This window comes from Herbaspirillum sp. YR522 (genome assembly GCF_000282575.1).
Lineage (GTDB): Bacteria > Pseudomonadota > Gammaproteobacteria > Burkholderiales > Burkholderiaceae_D > Herbaspirillum.
Genome location: NZ_AKJA01000105.1, coordinates 38,585 through 56,868 on the forward strand (window position 1 = coordinate 38,585; position 18,284 = coordinate 56,868).

17 protein-coding genes are annotated in these 18,284 nt (G+C 65.0%); 1 reads left to right on the forward strand and 16 read right to left on the reverse strand.

The annotated features are described in order from the left end of the window. Positions 1 to 39 precede the first annotated feature (39 nt). The 4 genes from PMI40_RS14035 to PMI40_RS14050 all read right to left on the reverse strand — a co-directional run bounded on the left by PMI40_RS14035 (position 40) and on the right by PMI40_RS14050 (position 5,501). Positions 40 to 1,839 carry an ABC transporter permease subunit gene (locus PMI40_RS14035; protein ID WP_008116504.1) on the reverse strand — a complete coding sequence of 600 codons (1,800 nt, stop codon included), beginning with the start codon at positions 1,837 to 1,839 and terminating at the stop codon, positions 40 to 42. Between the two features lie 9 nt (positions 1,840 to 1,848). After that, entirely contained in the window at positions 1,849 to 3,192 is a 1,344-nt protein-coding gene (locus PMI40_RS14040; protein ID WP_008116506.1) for an LLM class flavin-dependent oxidoreductase, read from the reverse strand. A gap of 70 nt (positions 3,193 to 3,262) precedes the next feature. Next, positions 3,263 to 4,330, reverse strand: coding sequence for an ABC transporter substrate-binding protein (locus tag PMI40_RS14045; protein ID WP_040502073.1), 1,068 nt, complete (start codon positions 4,328 to 4,330; stop codon positions 3,263 to 3,265). 70 nt (positions 4,331 to 4,400) lie between these two features. Then, positions 4,401 to 5,501, reverse strand: a complete 1,101-nt coding sequence (locus PMI40_RS14050; protein ID WP_008116510.1) for an ABC transporter ATP-binding protein — start codon at positions 5,499 to 5,501, stop codon at positions 4,401 to 4,403. Positions 5,502 to 5,573: 72 nt separating this feature from the next. Between PMI40_RS14050 and PMI40_RS23975 the strand changes: the two genes are divergently transcribed. Further along, a complete protein-coding gene (locus tag PMI40_RS23975) occupies positions 5,574 to 5,744 on the forward strand; it encodes a hypothetical protein (RefSeq protein ID WP_157221545.1) in 171 nt (56 codons plus the stop codon). Between the two features lie 209 nt (positions 5,745 to 5,953). Here the strand turns inward: PMI40_RS23975 and PMI40_RS14055 are convergent, their stop codons facing one another. From PMI40_RS14055 to PMI40_RS14110, 12 genes are all read right to left on the reverse strand, one after another. Further along, positions 5,954 to 7,333, reverse strand: a complete 1,380-nt coding sequence (locus tag PMI40_RS14055; protein ID WP_008116512.1) for an amidase family protein — start codon at positions 7,331 to 7,333, stop codon at positions 5,954 to 5,956. Positions 7,334 to 7,397: 64 nt separating this feature from the next. Next, positions 7,398 to 8,399 carry a PotD/PotF family extracellular solute-binding protein gene (locus PMI40_RS14060; RefSeq protein ID WP_040502062.1) on the reverse strand — a complete coding sequence of 334 codons (1,002 nt, stop codon included), beginning with the start codon at positions 8,397 to 8,399 and terminating at the stop codon, positions 7,398 to 7,400. Between the two features lie 59 nt (positions 8,400 to 8,458). Then, positions 8,459 to 9,205 (reverse strand): GntR family transcriptional regulator, encoded by a 747-nt coding sequence (locus tag PMI40_RS14065; protein WP_040502063.1) that lies wholly within the window; start codon positions 9,203 to 9,205, stop codon positions 8,459 to 8,461. Positions 9,206 to 9,401: 196 nt separating this feature from the next. Further along, complete coding sequence (locus PMI40_RS14070) at positions 9,402 to 10,208, reverse strand: class II aldolase/adducin family protein (RefSeq protein WP_255348140.1); 807 nt, start codon at positions 10,206 to 10,208, stop codon at positions 9,402 to 9,404. A 50-nt stretch (positions 10,209 to 10,258) separates the two neighbouring features. Then, positions 10,259 to 10,903 carry a glutathione S-transferase N-terminal domain-containing protein gene (locus PMI40_RS14075; RefSeq protein WP_008116521.1) on the reverse strand — a complete coding sequence of 215 codons (645 nt, stop codon included), beginning with the start codon at positions 10,901 to 10,903 and terminating at the stop codon, positions 10,259 to 10,261. After that, positions 10,900 to 11,592 carry a DUF1028 domain-containing protein gene (locus PMI40_RS14080; RefSeq protein ID WP_008116524.1) on the reverse strand — a complete coding sequence of 231 codons (693 nt, stop codon included), beginning with the start codon at positions 11,590 to 11,592 and terminating at the stop codon, positions 10,900 to 10,902. Before PMI40_RS14080 ends, PMI40_RS14075 begins: the two co-directional genes overlap by 4 nt. Beyond that, positions 11,589 to 12,137, reverse strand: a complete 549-nt coding sequence (locus PMI40_RS14085; RefSeq protein WP_040502075.1) for a flavin reductase — start codon at positions 12,135 to 12,137, stop codon at positions 11,589 to 11,591. The genes PMI40_RS14080 and PMI40_RS14085 overlap by 4 nt, the downstream gene beginning before the upstream one ends. Positions 12,138 to 12,139: 2 nt before the next feature. After that, positions 12,140 to 12,943, reverse strand: coding sequence for an ABC transporter permease (locus PMI40_RS14090; RefSeq protein WP_008116528.1), 804 nt, complete (start codon positions 12,941 to 12,943; stop codon positions 12,140 to 12,142). Further along, entirely contained in the window at positions 12,943 to 13,824 is an 882-nt protein-coding gene (locus PMI40_RS14095) for an ABC transporter permease (RefSeq protein WP_008116530.1), read from the reverse strand. The genes PMI40_RS14090 and PMI40_RS14095 overlap by 1 nt, the downstream gene beginning before the upstream one ends. A 1-nt stretch (position 13,825) precedes the next feature. Then, a complete protein-coding gene (locus tag PMI40_RS14100; protein WP_008116532.1) occupies positions 13,826 to 14,938 on the reverse strand; it encodes an ABC transporter ATP-binding protein in 1,113 nt (370 codons plus the stop codon). Positions 14,939 to 14,991: 53 nt separating this feature from the next. Further along, complete coding sequence (locus PMI40_RS14105) at positions 14,992 to 16,428, reverse strand: 4-hydroxyphenylacetate 3-hydroxylase family protein (protein WP_008116535.1); 1,437 nt, start codon at positions 16,426 to 16,428, stop codon at positions 14,992 to 14,994. 1 nt (position 16,429) lies between these two features. Beyond that, positions 16,430 to 17,629 carry a M20 family metallopeptidase gene (locus PMI40_RS14110; RefSeq protein WP_008116537.1) on the reverse strand — a complete coding sequence of 400 codons (1,200 nt, stop codon included), beginning with the start codon at positions 17,627 to 17,629 and terminating at the stop codon, positions 16,430 to 16,432. Positions 17,630 to 18,284 lie beyond the last annotated feature (655 nt).

Genomic DNA, 18,284 nt, shown 5'->3' on the forward strand with positions numbered 1-18,284 from the left:
GGCGCCGGCGTTGCGGCGCGCGAACATTCATGCACTCGATCAGGCGGCCCTGGCGCGCGGCCGAACCAGCTGTAGCGCGGCGAACAGCACGATCACCACCGCCGTCACCACGGTCGATGCCGCCGCCAGCGTCGGGCTGACCTGCAGCAGGATGTCGTCCCACAGCTGCTTGGGCAGGGTGGATTTGATACCGCCCCCCATGAACAGCGCGATCGTCAGTTCTTCGAACGAGGTCAGGAAGCCGATCACGAACGCCGCCGCCAGGCCGTTGCGGATCGACGGCAGCGTGATGCGCATCAGCACCTGGAAGCGGTTGGCGCCGAGCGTGGCCGCCGCGTTGTCCAGCGCCCAGTCGTGGCCGCGGAAAGTGGTCAGCAGGATCACGAATACCATTGGCATAGAGATCACGATATGACCCAACGCGATGCCGGTGTTGGTCGCCACCAGCGACACCTGCGCTGCCAGGTAGAACAGCGCCATGGCGATCACGATGGACGGCACGATCATCGGCAGCAGGAACAGCAGGAATACGCCACCGGCGGCGCGGCTGCGTGAGCGCGCCATGCCGAGCGCGGCCAGCGTACCGAGGAAGCAGGTCGCGCAGGCCACCACGAAACCGATGCCGAAGGAGCGCACCGTGGCGTTGATCCACAGCGGCGACTCCAGGTAGGCCTCATACCACTTCAAGCTGAAGCCTTGCGGCGGAAAGGACAGGAACTGGCCGCTGGTGAAGGACATCGGCACGATCGCCAGGATAGGCACCAGTAGCACGGCGATCACCAGGCAGGCGTAGATGGGCAGCAGTCCGGGTTTCAGGATGCGTGCCAGCGAGCGGTCGTAGGCGCTCACCGGCGCGGCGGCCAGCGTCGCCACCGCGTTGACGATGCCCAGGCCGATCTTGCGTAGCAGGCGATGGCGATAGCCGGACTGCCTGTCCTCGCTGCCGGCCAGCGAGGACAGGCCGAAGATCAGGTCATAGATCACGCAGCTCAGCAGCGCGGTCACCACGAGCACCACCGCCAAGGCGCTGCCCAGCTGCCAGTTTTGCAATTCGTTGATTTGCATGATGATCAGTTGGCCCAGCATCATTTCGCGCGGGCTGCCCAGCAGCGACGGCGTGATGAAGAAACCCAGCGCACTGATGAATACCAGCAGGCCGCCGGCGGCCACGCCGCGCATCGACTGCGTGAAGAAAATGCGCCAGAACACGTGGGCCCGGTCGGCGCCCAACGTGGACGCGGCCATGGTCAGGCGGCGATCGATCTGGTTCATCACCGGCAGCATGGTCACTACCGCCAGCGGCAGCAGGGTGTGCGACATGGCGAACACCACTACACCACGGTTGAACAGCAGGTTGGCGACATCGATGCCGATGGCGCGCAAGGCTTGCTCCACTATACCGTCACGCCCGAGCAGGATGAGCCACGAGAAGTTCTTCACCAGCGCGCTGCTCCAGAACGACAGCAGTACGAATAGCGACAGGATCTGCTGCGCCTTCTTCGACAGGCTGGACAGCCAGTAGGCGACCGGGTAGCCGAGCACCAGGCAGATCGCGGTGGTCTGGATGGCGATGGCGAAGGTATTGAGCAGCACGCGCTGGTAGACGCTGGGGCCGAAGAATCGGGCAAACGCTGCAAAGGTGAATTCGCCCTGGCTGTTCATGATGCTCAACAACAAGATCTTGAGCGAGGGGAACAGCAGGAACACCAGCAGGAACAAGCCTCCCGGCAAGGCCAGCCACAACGGACCGGGACGCCAGGAACCGGTCGCGCGGACCGGCGGCCGGGCGGCTTCGGCGGACAGGCTCACGCCTTGCCCCAATGGTTGGACGATGGACACGGCGCCCCCTTATTCGGTAGCGGCAACGGCGTGCCGGTTGAGCGGTCGCTCCAGGCCCAGGTGTTCGCGCAGGGTGGTGCCGGTATAGCGGTCGCGATAGACGCCACGACGCTGCAGCTCCGGCACTACCTTGTCGACGAAGTCATCGATGTCGTCGGGCAGCAGGTGGCAGCTGAGCATGAAGCCGTCCGCCGCACCGCTTTCGATCCACTCCATCATGTGGTCGGTGATCTGGGCCGGCGTGCCGCACACCGTCACCTTGCCGCGTTCGTAGCTGGAATACAGCTGGCGCAAGGTCAGCTTCTGCTCGCGGATCATGCCGGCGATCTGGTTGAAGTAGGCCTGGTGGAAGTTCGCCCTGGCCGGGATCATCTCCACCGGCACCGGCTCATCCAGCGGCAACCCGGTCAGGTCGGCTTCGAGGTCTGCTCCCAACCGCATGCGGCCGACGTCGGGGTGCATCATGCGTTGCAGTTCCTGGTACTTGTCCTGGGCTTCGGCCTGGCTTTCGCCGACCACCACGGACAGCCCGGCGAGGATCTTGAGCGCATCCTCGCTGCGGCCGAACTGCGACAGGCGGCCCTTCAGGTCCTTGTAGAACTTCTGGCCCTGCGCCAGGGTGGGATCGGAAGCGAAGACCACTTCGGCGGTCTCCGCCGCGAACTGCTTGCCGACCTCGGACGAACCAGCCTGGATGATCACCGGCCGGCCCTGCGGCGTGCGACGGATATTGAGCCCGCCGTAGACCTTGAAATACTTGCCGTCATGGTCGGTGATGTGGAATTTCTCCGGATCGAAGTTGATGCACCGCGCCTTGTCGAGCACGAAGGCATCGTCTTCCCAGGTATCCCACAGGCTCTCCACCACCTTGTAGAACTCGCGCGCACGCACGTAGCGGTCGTCGTGCGGTGGCAGCTTGTCGAGGCCGTAGTTGCGCGCGGCATAGTCGTTGGCCGAGGTAACCACGTTCCAGCCGGCGCGACCGGCGCAGAGATGGTCCAGCGAGGCGAACAGGCGCGCGATGTTGTAGGGCTCGTAGAAGCTGGTGGAAGCCGTAGCCCCCAGGCCGATGTGCTGCGTCGAGCCGGCCAGGGCGGACAACAGGGTCAACGGTTCGAAACGGTTCATGTACTCCGGATTGCGGCAATGGATGTTCAGCTGTTCGGTGCGCGCCGCCGGCGTATCGGCGAGGAAGAACAAGTCGAACAGGCCGCGCTCGGCGGTCGACGCCATCTGGCGCCAATAGCCGATATTGGTGGCCGCGTCACGCGGCGCGTCCGACTTCAGCCACGACGCCGGATGCGCGCCGGTGGGATGGGCCAACAACCCGAGGTGGATCTGTTTCTTGCTCATGAACATGCTCCGATAACCGTCTTACCCTGTCCGCCCGGCCTTGCCGGGCCTTCTTGTCGTGTCGGCCCGATCAGGCCTGCAGCAGCCATTCCTGGAAGCGCTCGTTGGCCTTGTCATAGTTCTTTCCCCACCAGGCGTTGTCGCGCCGGCGCAGGCCTTCGAAGTTCTTGGGATAGGTCGTCAGCAGCTCGGCGCGCGACTTCTCGATCAGCTTGAGCGACTCGGTATTGGTGGGACCGTTGCCGGTCAGCGAGCCGTACTCGGCCAGGCGGTCGGCGCGCATGCAGAAGCGCACGAACTGCTGGGCCTGCTTGAGCTTCTTGGTGCCGGCCACGATCGACCAGCCGTCGGCGTTGTAGGTGCCCTGCCAGACGATCCTGGCCGGTGCGCCGGCGGCGATGGCGGCCATGGCGCGCGAGTTCCAGGTGTCGCAGAGATCGACTTCGCCGCTCTGGATCAGCTGGGTATTCTGCGCGCCGTTGGACCACCACACGGCGACCGACTTGCGGATCTTGTCCAGCGAGCGCAGCGCGCGGTCGATGTCCAGCGGATACATGTCCTGGGCCGACACGCCGTCGGCCAGCAGCGCCATTTCCAGGGTACCGATGGGCGCACGGTACATGCCGCGGCGCCCCGGGAAGCGGCCGGTGTCCCAGAAATCGCGCCAGCTGGCGGGGCCGCCCTTGGGGAAGCGGTCGGTGCGGTAGGCCATTACCACGCCATAGACGGAAAAGCCGAACCAGTTCGGCGTCAGCATGCCGGGCAGGATGTTCCTGTCGTCGCCCGGCGCCACGTCCAGCGGCGCCAGGTAGTTCTTGCCGCTGGTCAGGCGCAGCACGTTGTCGGGCGTCACCATCGCCACGTCCCAGATACCCGAGCCGGAATCGACCACCAGCTTGAACTGCGTGGTCGGGTCCGATTCATGGGCCACGTTGATGACGCGGATGCCGGTTTCCTTCTCGAACGGATCGTAGAAGGCCTTGCGCATGGCAGGGCCCAGCGAGCCGCCGTTGTCGGCGACGGTCAACGCCTCGGCGGCGCAAGCGCGCGGGATCCACAGCATCGGCGCGGCGGCCGCCGCGCCCGTGGCGGCGACGGTCTTGATAAATTCGCGACGGCTATCCAAATTCTTATTCATCATTTCAGGTCCCAGTGGTTTGAACGAGCAGGATGGATTAATGAACTACCTCGATGTACGGCAACGGCATTTACTTCTCGAGCAGACGCGCGTTTTCGACGCTCCAGCGCAGGCAAACGCTGTCCCCGACCTGATAGCTGCGGCTGCGGGCAGCCTGGCGCGCGGTCATGACGGTCCCGCTGGCGAGCCTGATGAGCAGGCGGGTTTCCGAACCGGCGTAGATCTGTTCGACCACGTCGCCGCGAACATAACCGCCGTCGCCGACGATCTCGATGTACTCCGGGCGGATGCTCAGGGTGGCCTCCAGCTGGCCGGCGCGCATGCAGTCGGCAGGCCACAGCGGAATGTTGCCGTCGGCAGACGCCAGCCAGCCTTGCGGCATCACGCGGCCCTCGATCTTGTTGGACACGCCGATGAAGTCGGCCACGAAGATGCTCTTCGGATGCTCATAGATTTCCGATGGCGTGCCGATCTGTTCGATGCGCCCGCCGTTCATCAGGCAGACGCGGTCCGACAGCGCCAGCGCTTCGTCCTGGTCGTGCGTCACGAAGATGATGGTGGATCCGGTTTCGCGATGGATACGCTTGATCTCGACCTGCATGCTCTCGCGCAGCTTGCGGTCCAGCGCCGACAGCGACTCGTCCATCAGCACCAGCGAGGGCTGGTAGACCAGGCAGCGCGCCAGCGCCACGCGCTGCTGCTGGCCACCGGACAGTTCGCACGGAAAGCGTTCGGCGAAGCTGCCGAGGCCAACCATCTCCAGCGCGCGCAGTGCCTTGGCGCGGATCGCGGTGCCGTCGACGCGGCGCATCTGCAGCGGAAAGGCGATGTTCTCGAACACCGTCAAGTGCGGGAACAGTGCATAGTTCTGGAACACCACGCCGACATCGCGTTGATGGGCCGGCGCATGCGTCTTGTTCACGCCGTCGATGAACAGCTCGCCGGCACTGGGCTGCGCCAGGCCGCTGATGATCTGTAGCAGCGTGGTCTTGCCGGAGCCGGACGGCCCCAGCAGGGTCAACAGTTCGCCGGCACGTACTTCGAGGTCGATCGGATGCAGCGCGGTCGTGGCGCCATAACGTTTCGACAGGCCTGCGGCAGACATCTTGATCGGGCGAAACGTCGCGGCCGACGTCACCTCGTTCTCCATCGCAAAGGCTATCTTAGCCATGACAGACACTCCCCTTGATCGATTGAAGCTTGCGGATCCACGTATTGATCGCCAGGCCTTGCACGACGATCGATGATTGAATTTACCATCGCCGAATTAAAGCAAAAAAATAATTTATGCATGCATTGCATAACAAATAGCTATGCAGAACGCCGTCTTGCCGCCATCGTTTCCCGACTGCACGGCGAAGAAGCCATAAAGCGCCTCTTGCCGCATTTTTCCGGAAGAAAATGGGCCTTATGAGTGCACGAGAAACACCGGCGCACGCATCGCGTGCATGCCGGCACTTCTTGGGTGCGCACGCGTTTCGTGAAAAAATTTTCTTGCGACAGGGTATCTAGCGGCAAAAACATCGCGCCGATGTCGCCCTTCTACCACTGGCCAGGTAACCGGGTACGCGCGACGGCACACAAGGGCATCTGCCCTGGCCGGCAAGCGTGCGCAAGGTGCCATCAGTTGCTCCCGATGGCGGCCGCCACGCGCAAGCCGAGTGTCAGCAATGCCTGGTCTTGGCCGCACGGCAAGGCCAGCTGCAGGCCGGTCGGCAAGGTGTCGCCATCACTCGAGATCGGCAGCGACAAGGCCGTGAGATCGAGGAAGCTGCCGAGCATGGTCAAACGCAAGGTGGCCAGGTTGGTGTCGGCAAACGCCTCCGGGGACGACTCGACCTGCGCCAGCAGCGGCGCCTCATGTGCGACGCTGGGCATGACCAGCGCGGCGCCGGCCAGCTCATCCTTGAGCGCCGCCATCAGTTGCCAGCGCTGCGCCATCAGCTCGGCGTGCCGCTCCGGCGGGAAACCGTTCGCAGCTTGCAGTCGGGTACGCACACGCGCGTCGATACGCGCAGCATCGGAGGTCTGCAACAAGTTGCGATAGCGCTCCAGCGCCTCAAGCGCGCCGAGCCAGCCGCGGGTGGCGATCAATTCGAAGGTGCTGGAGACGGCTTGCAGCGGACGTGCATCGACGATGGCGCCTGCGCGCTGCAACGCATCGAGCGCACGCTCGGTATTACGCCGCACGCCGGGCGTGACCCGTGCGTCGTCCAGCACATCGCGCGGCGCACGGATGCGGATGCCCTCCAATGCGCCATCACCCGGTGCAACAGCCAGCACATCTACCGGCGACATGCCGCGCAGCACCGGGTCCAGCGCCAGGCAGTCCGCCACGTCCCGGGCGATCGGGCCCAGGCAATCCAACGTTTCCGACAGGCCGGTGACGCCACCGAAGGCGTAGCGCGCCGACGAGCTCTTGAAGCCGACCACGCCGTTGAGCGCGGCCGGCACCCGGATCGATCCGGCCGTGTCGGTGCCCATGGCCAGCGGCACGATGCCCAGGGCCACGGCCAAGGCCGATCCGGACGATGATCCACCCGGTACGCGTGCCGCTCCCGGATGGAGGGTGTTGACCGGCGTGCCGTAATGGGCATTGATGCCAAGTCCGGAGAAGGCGAACTCGCTGAGATTGGTCTTGCCAATGCAGACCAGGCCAGCGCGCGCGGCGCGCGCCACCAGTTGCGCATCGGCGAAGGCCGGCGGCGCATTGCGCCACAGGGCCGAGCCGGCGGTGGTCGGCGTGCCCTGCGCGTCGAACAGGTCCTTCCAGGCGATCGGCACACCGTCGAGTGGTCCGCGCGGCGATCCGGCGCGCCAACGCTCAGTGGCGGCGGCAGCCTCTGCCACGGCGCGTTGCGCCGTCAGGGTAATGAACACGGAAGGCGCATTGGCGGCGCGCGCCAGCGCGCATTGCGCCGCTTCGGTCGGGGTCATCCGCCCTTGAGCGAACAGGCGTCCCAGCGCCAGCGCGGAGCTGGCACCATAAAGAGAGTCATTCATGGAGTCGAAGGAAAAAGGGCCTGCCCCTTGACGGTGGCAGGCCCGGGTTCATGGCGTCATGCCATTACTTGACGATGTCGCGGTTGAAACGCTCGGTCCAGGCGGCGATGTGCTGGTTGACGAATTCTTCACTGGGAATGAACGCGTCTTCCGGCTTGGGCAGCATCGGCGCCAGATAGTCGGAAGGCTTGGCGTTCTTGTTGACCGGGCTCATGTTGAGGTTGCCGGCCAGCGCCTGGTTGGCTTCGCGCTCCAGCAGGAAGTTGATGTACTGCGCCGCCAGGTCTTCCTTGCCGGAGCGCACGATGGTCGCCACATCGAAGTTCATGATGGCCGGCTTCGGGCTCACCACCGCGACCGGACGACCGGCATCGGCCATGCGCTTGGCCTGCGACGGCGGGCCGACCAGCACCGAGACTTCACCCTGCGCCAGCGCCTGGCGGGCCTGGGTATCGGTACCGTAGAACATCACCACGTTGGGCTTGAGCTTGCCCAGCATCTCGAAGCCCTTGTCGGCATCGGTGGCGCTGCCGCCGCCGCTCATCGCCGCGATCATCAGGGCACGGCCCTGGTAGACGCCCATCGCCGGCACCGCCAGCTTGCCGGCAAAGCGCGGCTGCCACAGGTCGGACCAGGTCTTGATCGGCTGCTGCACGAGGTCGGTGCGATAGATGATCGACACCGGATAGCCATAGATGCCCACGTACCTGTCGGTGGCGGTACCCTTGGCCAGCTCGCCCAGGTTGCTCATCCTGGCCGCCGGCAGCGGCGCGAACAGCGCATCGTCGGTCACCGCGCGTTCGGCCACCGAAGCGGTGGTGAACCACACGTCGATGGTGGGCTTGGCCTTCATGGTCTGCAACTTCACCAGCCCCTCGCCCGAACTGGCCTGGGTCACCAGGTTGACCTTGATGCCGGTCTTCTTGGTGAAATCGGCGCTGGACTGCTGCAGCGCGGTTTGCCAGGTGGAGCCCCACATCATCACGTTGATGGACTTTTCCTGCGCCTGCGCGGGCGCGGAAATGACGAGGCCGAGGGCGGCGGCCGCAAAGGCGGAGCGAAGCAAGCGAAAAGTTGGATTTGTCATGGCTGTGGAGGTGGCAGATGGTGGGCCGGTAAATCAGACTAAGGACGGCGACGCTTGCCCGGCTTTTGCAGGCGTGCCTTGCTGTGTTCAAGGTGGTTGCGAGCCAGGCGTTCGGCCCGCTTGGCGTCGTGCGCGCGCAGCGCCTCGACGATTTCCTGGTGATGCTTGAGCGCGGTCTGGGTGTCGCGCTGGGTGTACCGCATCAGCTTGACTTCATCGATGAAGAACTCGCGGAAGCCTTCGACCATCTGGATCAGGCGCTGCGAACGGGCCGCCTTCAGTATCAGCGTGTGGAAGCGGTCGTTGAGCTCGGCGCGCTCGGCCAGGGCATCCAGCGGCAGCGCCTTGCTGTCTTCCAGCACCTGGTCGAGCGCCTGCAGCTCGGCATCGGTGATGCGCTCGGCGGCCAGGCGCGCGGCCGTGCCTTCCAGCGCCTCGCGTATCACAAAGATGTCGCCCTGCTCTTCGGCGGTATCGACGACCTCGACGCCGCCATAGGTCATCGGCGTCACCAGCAGGTCGCTCACCAGGCGCGAGATCGCTTCGCGCACCGGGGTGCGGCTGACCTGCAGGCGCGCCGCCACTTCCAGCTCCACCAGCCGCGTGCGCGCTGGAATCTCGCCACTCAGGATGGCCGTGCGCAGGCGGCGGTAGATCTGGTCCGCCATGCGGGCCACCGGCACGCCCCTGGGGACGAACCAGGGGGTATTGGCGTCGACCATGGCGGCCAGGTCCTTGGCGGAATCAGCGGAAGCGGTGGCAGGTACTTGAGGCGTACGGTTCATTGGGTTGTCTCGCGTTGTTGTGGTAGCGGCTGATGAAAACAGAATCGGCTTAGCAGAATCCATGCCAGCATTCATTGCTGCATGCAATAACAGTGTTGATAAGGCCGTAGAAAGCGCGAAATTGTCTCATGCATCAGGTCCGCTACCCGCACCGGCCCTGGCCGGGCGCGGGCAGCCCTGGTATCGGTGGTCTTGATCAGTCGCTGAAGTGGGTCGGCTCCGGCGGCGAAAGACGGCGCACCAATGCATTCCATTCGAGGCTGATGGACGATGTCGACGGATCGGCGTGGTGCTTCTCGACGCTGCGTTCGTACTGGCGCGCGGTGTGCTCGGCCACTTCTTGCGACACTTCGGTGACCGGCAGGCCGGTGGCCGAAATCGCCATCTGCGCCTGGCAGGACATGTCCAGGTTGCGCATCAGGATGAAGGCGTCCGCGATGGTCTGGCCGAGGGTGAGCATGCCGTGGTTGCGCAGCACCAGCACGCGCGCGGTCGGGCCGAGGTCGGCGATCAGGCGCTCGCGCTCGTCGGTATCCAGCGCGATGCCTTCATAGTCGTGGTAGGCCACGCGGTTGTGGAACTGGAACGACCATTGGTTGGTCGGCAGCACGCCGCAGGCCAGCGACGACACCGCCACGCCGGCCACGGTATGCAGGTGAACCACGCAGCCCGCGTCGGAACGTGCCATGTGCACCGCGCTGTGCACGACGAAGCCGGCGGCATTGACCGAATGCCTGGTCGGCTGCAGGATGCGACCCTCGGTGTCGATCTTCACCAGCGAGGATGCGGTGACGTCGCGGAACAGCACGCCGTGCGGATTGAGCAGGAACTGGTCGTGCGTGCCCGGCACCCTGGCCGAGATGTGAGTCCAGATGCTGTCTTCCATGCCCAGCAGGGCAACCAGGCGATAGGCGGCTGCCAGGTCTTCCCGCACCTTGCGCTCCTGCGGGGAGATCGATGCCATGTAGGCGGCGGCATCGCCGGCGGCGGCCGTTGCGGTAATTGAGTTGGAGAGATCGCTCACGATAGTTTCCTTGATGACGTTGGTGGGGTTCAGGGCCGTGCAATAGCAGGTGCAACAGGGGCGGGCAGCACCGGAACGGTTTGCGCGAATGCATCGCGCGCCAGCACCGGCGCCATGACCTGTGCCAGGACGGGGCAGCGCGTACGCCATTCCAGTTCGGCCAAGCGCAGGTCGAGATAGGCCAGCGCACAGCCGGCGGCGAGTATTGCGAGATCGAAACGGCCGGCCCAGGCGGCCGCTTCGTGTTCGAGCATGTCGAGCGCGGCGGTGATCTTGGCGCTCTGCGCCTCTACCCAGCCGCTCCAGCGATGGGCTTCGGGACGCGGTCCGATTTCGTAGCGCACCAGCAAGGCTGCATCGAGCAGGCCATCGGCCAGCGCCTGGTTGCGCAGAATTACCCAGCGTGCATCGCCTTGCGCTGGCAGCAAGGCATTGCCCGGCACCAGGCTGCACAGGTAGTCGGCGATGACGCGCGAATCGAACAGCGCCGTTGCGTTATCGGTGACCAGTACCGGCACCTTGCCCAGCGGGTTGTAGCGGGTGATGCGCTCGTCGCGCTGCAACGGGTTGGCCGCGCTGGGGAGGCGCTCGACGCGGTCGTTCAGGCCAAGTTCATGGATCAGGATGGTGATCTTGCGCACGAACGGCGAAGAGGTGGAATACAGCAATTTCATCGTGAAGCCTCCGTTGTCGATGCCGGCGCGGCAGGCGCCAGGACGTAGTCTTGCGGTGCAGAGGCGCGGCTGACGTAGCCGTCCTGCAGCGGTTCATACAGTTGCCACAGCGCGCGCAGCGCCTGCAGCGGACGGTCTTGCCCATCCACGCGCAGGTCGACCACCGGCCACTTCAGGGCATGCGCCACCTGCACCCCGGCCGAGCGCAGCTCCCGCTCCTCGCCGCCGGCCGCCAGCCCCTGCTCCAGTGCGCGCAGCAGGCGCTCGGCCAGCGGCAGGTCGGCGCTGGCGGCAAAGCCGGCGATCATCGCCTGCGGCACGCCGCTGTCGGCCAGCATGTTGCCGGCGGCGGCGCAGTCGACGCCCAGCGCATAGGCATGTGTGGGCAGCGCCCGGGCGCCGGTGAAATGGGCGGTACGGCCCTGGGTGTCCAGCACCAGCAGCTGGCGATAGGCAGACTGCGGGTCGGCGCGCACCAGCATGTCCAGCACTGCGGCCGCGGGCAGGCCGTGCTCCAGCAAGTCCAGGCCCAGCACGCCCAGGCCCGGATCGGTCAGGTTCTGCGTGGCCACCACGCCGGCACCGGCGCGGGTCCAGGCGCAGCGGCTGGCCACGCACAGGCTCGATGAGGTGACCGCCATGCCCAGCATGCCGGTGCGGGCGCAGCGCGCGATGATGGAGAAGGTCATGCCAGCACCTCCGCATGCGCCGGCGCAGCCGCGCCGATGCAGCGATAGGCGCGGTCGACATACAGCAGGCCGTCGCGTGGCGCCATATGGATGGCGCCGACCTCGCCGATCAATACCGCATGCGTGGCGTGATGGACGTCGCGCGCCAGGCTGCAGTCCAGCGACGCCAGCGCCTGCCGCAGCACCGGCGCGCCGCTGGCGGCGGTCTCCCAGTCGGCGCAGGCGAAGCGATCCGCGCGCCATTTCGGGATGCGACCGGCAAAGCTGTCGGCCACGTGGCTCTGGTCGGCGCCCAGCAGGTTGACGCAGAACGAGGCATTGCGCCGGATGATGTCCAGCACCGGGCTCTTCTCGTGGATGCACACCAGTACCGAGGGTGGATCGGCCGACAGCGAACACACCGCGCTGACGGTGACGCCCGCACGTCCACCCGGGCCGTCGGTGGTTACCACCGCCACCGAGGCGGCGGTGTGGCGCATGGCGTCGAGAAACAGCGCCCGGGCATCGATGGCGGCATCGGCCGTTGGCAGGGAGATGGTTGTCATGGTCATTCGATGCGGAACATGCGGTTGAGTCCCACCAGCCGTCCGGCCAGCAGCACCAGTGCGGTCGACAGCGCGATCAGCACCACTGCCATGGCGGCCACGGTAGGATCGTCGAAGTCGCGGATGTAGCTGTAGCCCTCGACCGGCAGCGTGCTCATGTCGGCCGTGGTCAGGAAGACCGATATCGAGAAATTGTCGATCGCCTCCACGAACACGAAGGTGCCGCCGGCCAGCAGGCCCGGGCGCAGCTGCGGCAACACCACGCGCCAGAACACCGACCAGTCGCCCGCGCCCAGGTTGCGCGCCACGTCTTCCAGCTCCGGCCGCAGGCCGTGCATGTTGGCCACCAGGGTGCGCACCGCGAACGGCAGGCTGAAGCAGGTCATCGCGATCACCAGGCCGGTGAAGCCGGGACCGATGCCAATGTTGCTCAGGTAGATCAGGAAGGCGATGCCAGTCACCACGCCGGGAATCAGCAGGGGCGACATCAGCAAGGCATTGATCAGCTCGCGCCCACGGAACTTGCAGCGCACCAGCGCATAGGCGGTCGGCACGGCAATCGCCAGGCTCAGCGGCGTCACGATGGCGCCCATGCCGGTGCTGACCCGGGCCGCCGACATGAAGCGCTCGTTGGCGAAGAAGTTGCCGAACCAGCGCAGCGACAGCCCGGCCATCGGCCAGCTGAAGTAGCTGCCTTCGTTGAAGGCGTAGATCACGATGAAGATCACCGGCGCCAGCAGGAACACGCCGGTGGCCAGCGCCAGCGCCAGCACCGCCGGCGAGTAGAGCTTGTAGTTGCCGTGCATCAGTCGCTCCTTTTCATTCCGGGCGTAAAGGCCCGCTGCGCCGCCGAGAACGCCCAGACGAAGAACAGGGCGACGGCCAGGAATACCGTCGCGGTCGCTGCGGCGAAGGGAAAGTCGTAAGAGGCGAAGATGTACTCATAGATGGCGTTGGCCACCATGCGCACCCGCCCGCCGCCCAGCACCATCGGGAACAGGAAGGAGCTCAGCGCCATCGCGAAGGTCAGCGAACTGGCCGCGATGATGCCGGGCACCGCCAGCGGCAGCGTCACGTGGACGAAGGCGCGCCAGCGCGTGGCGCCGAGGTTGATGGCGGACTCTTCCAGCGCGCGCGGCACGTTCTTCAGCGGCCCCATCATGGTCAGCACGAAGAACGGCAGCACGAAGTGCAGCAGCGCGATGAACACGCCGGTCTCGTTGTAGACCAGCTGCAGCGGCTTGGCGATGACGCCCAGCTGCTTGAGCAGCGCATTGATCAGGCCGTTGTTGCCGAGAATGATGAGCCAGGCATAGGCGCGCGTGACCGAACCGGACAGGAAGGTCACCGCCATCGCGCCCAGCAGTACGCCGCGCAGGAGACCGGATTCGGCGCGCACGATCACGTAGGCCACCGGGTAACCCAGCACCAGCGAGGCCAGCGTCAGCTCCGCCGACAGCCACAGCGTCTTGCCCAGCACCGCCAGGTCGGAAGCGGAACTGAAATAGCGTGCGTAGTTGGCCAGGCTGGGCTCACCGCCGTAGGTGGCCTGCCCCGGCACCTGGTGCAGCAGGCTGGTGTAGAGGAAGGCCGCGTAGGCGCTGAAAAAGAATGCCATCACCACGAAGGCGGGCGCGAAGTTCCAGGGCGATGCGCGGTGCTGGAGCGCGTCCTTGTCGTTACCCATGTCAGGCCTCCAGCAGCACGCAGTCGCAGGCGGCGGCGCTGAGCTCCACTTGCTGGCCGGCTTCGAACAGCACGTCGTCCTGGCGGCGCGGGCGCTCCACCATGACCTTTCCCAGGCCCGGCACGCTGACCTCGTAGCTCACGCCATGCCCCAGGTTGACGCAGAACGCCACCTGGCCGGGCATGTGCAAGGCGCCGGTGGCGGCGCCGTTCGCCGCGCCGCCGGCGACATCGATGGCCATCGCGCCCGGGCGCACCGCCACGGCGGCCGCCTGCCCGGCACTACGCGCACCGGCCAGGTTGACCGTGCCCGCGCCCGGCAGGCCGATGTCGATGCGGCCCTCGGCGACCGACTGCACCGTACCCTTGAATACATTGGCGCTGCCGATGAAGGTGGCAACGAATTCGGACCGCGGGCGGTCGTAGATGTCCAGCGGGCGGCCGAACTGCTCCAGCTTACCGTCCTTCATCACCGCCACGTAGTCGGAGATGGTCATCGCCTCGGCCTGGTCGTGGGTAACGCAGACCGTGGTGACGCCGACGCTCTTCTGCAGCTTGCGCAGCTCGACCTGCATCTCCTCGCGCAGGCTCTTGTCGAGCGCGCCGAAGGGCTCATCCAACAGCAGGATCTTGGGATCGGTGACCAGTGCGCGGGCCAGCGCGGCGCGCTGCTGCTGGCCGCCGGATAGCTGCGCCGGATAACGGTCGGCCAGGTGCGCCAGGCGCACCATCTCCAGCGCCTGCATGGCGCGTTCGCGGGCGGCCGCCTGTTTCACCTTGCGCATCTTCAGGCCGAACATCACATTCTCGACGATGCGCATGTGCGGAAACAGTGCATAGCTCTGGAACACCATGGCGGTCTCGCGCTGGAACGGCGGCACGTTGGCGACATTGCTGCCGCCGATCTGCACCTGCCCGCTGGTGGCGCTGGCAAACCCGGCGATGATGCGCAGCAGCGTCGACTTGCCGCAACCGCTGGGTCCCAGCAGCGTCAACAAGGCGCCCGGCGGCACGGACAGGGAGATGTCATCGAGCGCGGTGAAAGCCCCGTAGTGCTTGCGCACCTGGTCGATGACCAGGCCGACGCCGGTCGGCGCGTGGAGTGGTTCTGTCATGGAAATGCCCGTCTGTGGATTCAATGGATCAGCGATAAGTTAGGTGGCACCGTTCAAACGGCCACGCCGGCCAGGCGTGCGGCGCGCTGCATGGAACCCTTGCGGTCGAAGCTGCTGTAGAGCGACATCGCCTGCACCATCGGCGGGCTCTCGGCAAACATGGCGTAGGCGCACATGCGGCCGGCGAAGCTGCTGGCGGTCAGCTCGGCGACCAGGTTGAGCACCTTGAGACGATTCTCGGCAGTCACATCGCCGATGCGAAAATATTTCTGTACGTCCGGACCGGTCAGCGGGCTGCGCAGCGAGCGCTCGTCGGGTTGCATCACGGCAGTGCCGCCTGCCAGGTCACGCAAGATCTGCACCATCTCGTAGAAGTTGGATGACGCATAGACGCGGCCGGCATTCTGGATGCTCAGGTTGGGCATGATCATGCCGCTCTCGCTGACCTGGTGCTCGGCCTCGGAGGCGAAGATGAAGGCACGGATGGTTTCGCGGTAGCCCATCAGCGCGGCGATCTTTTCGCGGATGGCGGGAATCGCACCAAGACGGGTATGCTCGGTCACCAGCAGTGCGGCGCCCACCAGGGTGTCGGCCTTGGCATAGGCGCGGTTCAGGAAGCCCTGCGCGGCCCAGTTGTGCAAATCCTGGCGGATCAGCGCGGCCAGTTCCGGCTTGCGCGAGAAGATCACGTTTTCCCACGGCACGAAAACATCGTCGAACACGATCAGGGTGTCCAGCTCGTCGAACTGCGACGACAGCGGCTTATCGAAACCGTTGGCGCCGCTGAAGTGCGGCGCGCGGCAGATATGGCGCAGGTTGGGCGAATTCAGCGGCACGATGCAGGCCACGGCATAGTCGGTATTTTCCGGGATCCAGGCGCCGACGGTCGGCTTGACGAAGGCCGCGTGCGCATAGCAGGCGCCGGTCTCGAACTTGGCGCCGCGGATGATGATGCCGTCTTCGCGCTCTTCCACCACGCGGGTGTACATGTCAGGATCGTCCTGCTGGTAGGGCTGCTTGCTGCGGTCGCCCTTGGGGTCGGTGTTGCCGGAGGTCAGGAACCAGTTGCTGACCTGCAGCTTCTTGAGCCAGCGCACCGCGTTCTCGTAGTAGCGGGTGTCGTACTTGTCGAGCAGCGCCTTGCGGTCCTTCATGACGAACAGCGGCGTGACGGTCTCGTCGCCGAAGCGGTCGATCACAGGGCTCACTTCGTTGAGGATCGCGGCGGTCATCTCGCGGCGGTTGCGCAGGTCCTCGATGGTTTCGGGCAGCTTGTAGACGCGGCTGGCGACTTCGCCGTCCTCGTTGATGTAGCCGAACACGTCCTTGTAGCGCTCGTCGTGCTGCAGGTCGTAGAGCGCGGCCATCGCATCGACCATGGGCTTGATCGCCGGATGGGTGGTGACGTCCTCGACGCGTTCGCCGTTGATGAAGACTTGTCGGCCGTCCTTCAGGGATTCGCGATATTGATTGCCGGTGAGCAGTGCCATGTCAGTTGCCTTGAGAAAGAAGTGAAGGAAGTTGCTGGATCAGGCCGCAGAACAATGCGCCGCGGTCGACCAGGCTTTGGAGTTCGATGATTTCCTGCCGGCTGCAGATGTCGTGGCAGACCGGACCGAGGCCATCCAGGGTAGGAATGCCCTGGGCGGCGGTGAAGTTGCCGTCCGAACCGCCGCCGGCCGGCGGCGCCTCGAAGATCGCCAGCGACAGTTCGTCGGCCACCGATTTCGCCAGCGCCACCAGCGTGCGGTTGCGTTCACTGGTAAAGGCGGGCCGCGTCAGGCGGCCGGTGAGTTCGACCGCTACGCGGTCATCGCGCCGGTCGGCGGCAATGCGCTCGATCGATGCCCGCAGCGCGGCGGCCTGGGCATCGGTACGGGCGCGCAGGTCGATATCCATGCGCGCCTCGCCCGGCACCACCTGGCGCGCGGTGCCGCCCTGCAGCACGCCGACGTTGACGATGGCGCCGTTGTCCGGATCGGAGAGTCCGTCGAGTTCGACCACCTTGCCCGCGAGTTCACGCAGAGCGCTGGCCCCCTTGGCGTAGTTGCTGGCGCAATGTGCGCTACAACCGTGCGCCTTCATGAAGAAGGCACCCAGCGCGCCGCGCGCACTGATCACGCCGCCGCCCGGGCGACCGGGCTCCAGCACCAGCACCACGTCGGCGTCGCGCGCTTGTTGCTCGATCAGCGCACGGCTGTGGGTGCTGCCCAACTCTTCGTCGGGGACCAGGATGAAGCGAATTGATTCCAGCGCATCGAAACCACCGGCGATCAGCGTGCGCAATGCGAACAACGCCATTACCAGGCCGCCCTTCATGTCGCCGACGCCCGGCCCAGTGGCGCGCGCTTCATCCAGACGCGCATAAGGCCAGTCGGCCACGGTGCCGGCCGGCCAGACCGTGTCGCAATGCCCCAGGATCACCAGCCGGCCGCGGCCGCCCATGCGATGTGTCGCCACCACCAGGTCGGCCCGCTCGGGTACCGGCAACTGTTCAATGGCGAAGCCCATGTCGGCCAGCAAACCCGACAAGCGCGCGCTCACGCGGCTGACGCCCTCGATGTCGTAGGAACCGCTGTCGATGTTGACCAGCTCCTCAAGCAGCACCAGCATCGCCGGCAATTGCTCCTGAAGAATGACTTGCGCCTGCAGCACAGGCTGCGGCGAGAGAGAAGAAGAATTCTGGCTCATGTAGATAAGGAACCCCGTTTGCCGTTCGGCCGGTTTTCCAACGCAGCATCGCCGCTTTGGAAAACAGGATCGAACTTGTCGTTGTTGCACGATCTATTGCATGCAATAACGGATATCTAGCAATCCTTGTGCCAGATCAAATCCAGATGCGATATTCCAGAGCATGGATAAAATTTAATCCTTTAAAAACAAATACTTAATTTATATTTTGTTTTTCAAGGCATCTGGCGCCACAAGCTAAATTTCGTTTAATTTGTGTTTTTTGCTGCACCAAAAGGCGATATTTTCTAATTTTTCTGTTTTAAATTTGGGCGAAAAATATACCAACATCATCTAAATCAGGTAGCACCACCGGGCGTTTGGAGGCGATCCGTGCAATGCCCGAAAGAAACAAGGCACGCATCTTCCGAGCCCATCAGCGCTCTATGCGCTTATCCCGGAGCGGCCAGCTCTCGAAAGACATCTTCGATTCGTCATTCATGGGCAACCGAGGAGATGAGGATCAGCGGTAAAAGCTGTGCGGACGAATCGACGAGCGTGGCGATCGTGTGGCCGATGTGGGGCAGCGATGGGGCGTCACGACCGTAGGCTTTGCGCCTGGAAGATAAAACTGGATAGGCCTGCGGGGTGGCAAGGGGCTTTTTAACCCCTTGGT

Coding starts and splice junctions, on each gene's coding strand:
- PMI40_RS14040 (WP_008116506.1), bottom strand. CDS start 3,192: ATGAGCAAGAAACAGATCCACCTCGGGTTGTTGGCCCATCCCACCGGC.
- PMI40_RS14045 (WP_040502073.1), bottom strand. CDS start 4,330: ATGAATAAGAATTTGGATAGCCGTCGCGAATTTATCAAGACCGTCGCC.
- PMI40_RS14050 (WP_008116510.1), bottom strand. CDS start 5,501: ATGGCTAAGATAGCCTTTGCGATGGAGAACGAGGTGACGTCGGCCGCG.
- PMI40_RS23975 (WP_157221545.1), top strand. CDS start 5,574: ATGATTGAATTTACCATCGCCGAATTAAAGCAAAAAAATAATTTATGC.
- PMI40_RS14055 (WP_008116512.1), bottom strand. CDS start 7,333: ATGAATGACTCTCTTTATGGTGCCAGCTCCGCGCTGGCGCTGGGACGC.
- PMI40_RS14065 (WP_040502063.1), bottom strand. CDS start 9,205: ATGAACCGTACGCCTCAAGTACCTGCCACCGCTTCCGCTGATTCCGCC.
- PMI40_RS14075 (WP_008116521.1), bottom strand. CDS start 10,903: ATGAAATTGCTGTATTCCACCTCTTCGCCGTTCGTGCGCAAGATCACC.
- PMI40_RS14080 (WP_008116524.1), bottom strand. CDS start 11,592: ATGACCTTCTCCATCATCGCGCGCTGCGCCCGCACCGGCATGCTGGGC.
- PMI40_RS14085 (WP_040502075.1), bottom strand. CDS start 12,137: ATGACAACCATCTCCCTGCCAACGGCCGATGCCGCCATCGATGCCCGG.
- PMI40_RS14090 (WP_008116528.1), bottom strand. CDS start 12,943: ATGCACGGCAACTACAAGCTCTACTCGCCGGCGGTGCTGGCGCTGGCG.
- PMI40_RS14095 (WP_008116530.1), bottom strand. CDS start 13,824: ATGGGTAACGACAAGGACGCGCTCCAGCACCGCGCATCGCCCTGGAAC.
- PMI40_RS14100 (WP_008116532.1), bottom strand. CDS start 14,938: ATGACAGAACCACTCCACGCGCCGACCGGCGTCGGCCTGGTCATCGAC.
- PMI40_RS14105 (WP_008116535.1), bottom strand. CDS start 16,428: ATGGCACTGCTCACCGGCAATCAATATCGCGAATCCCTGAAGGACGGC.
- PMI40_RS14110 (WP_008116537.1), bottom strand. CDS start 17,629: ATGAGCCAGAATTCTTCTTCTCTCTCGCCGCAGCCTGTGCTGCAGGCG.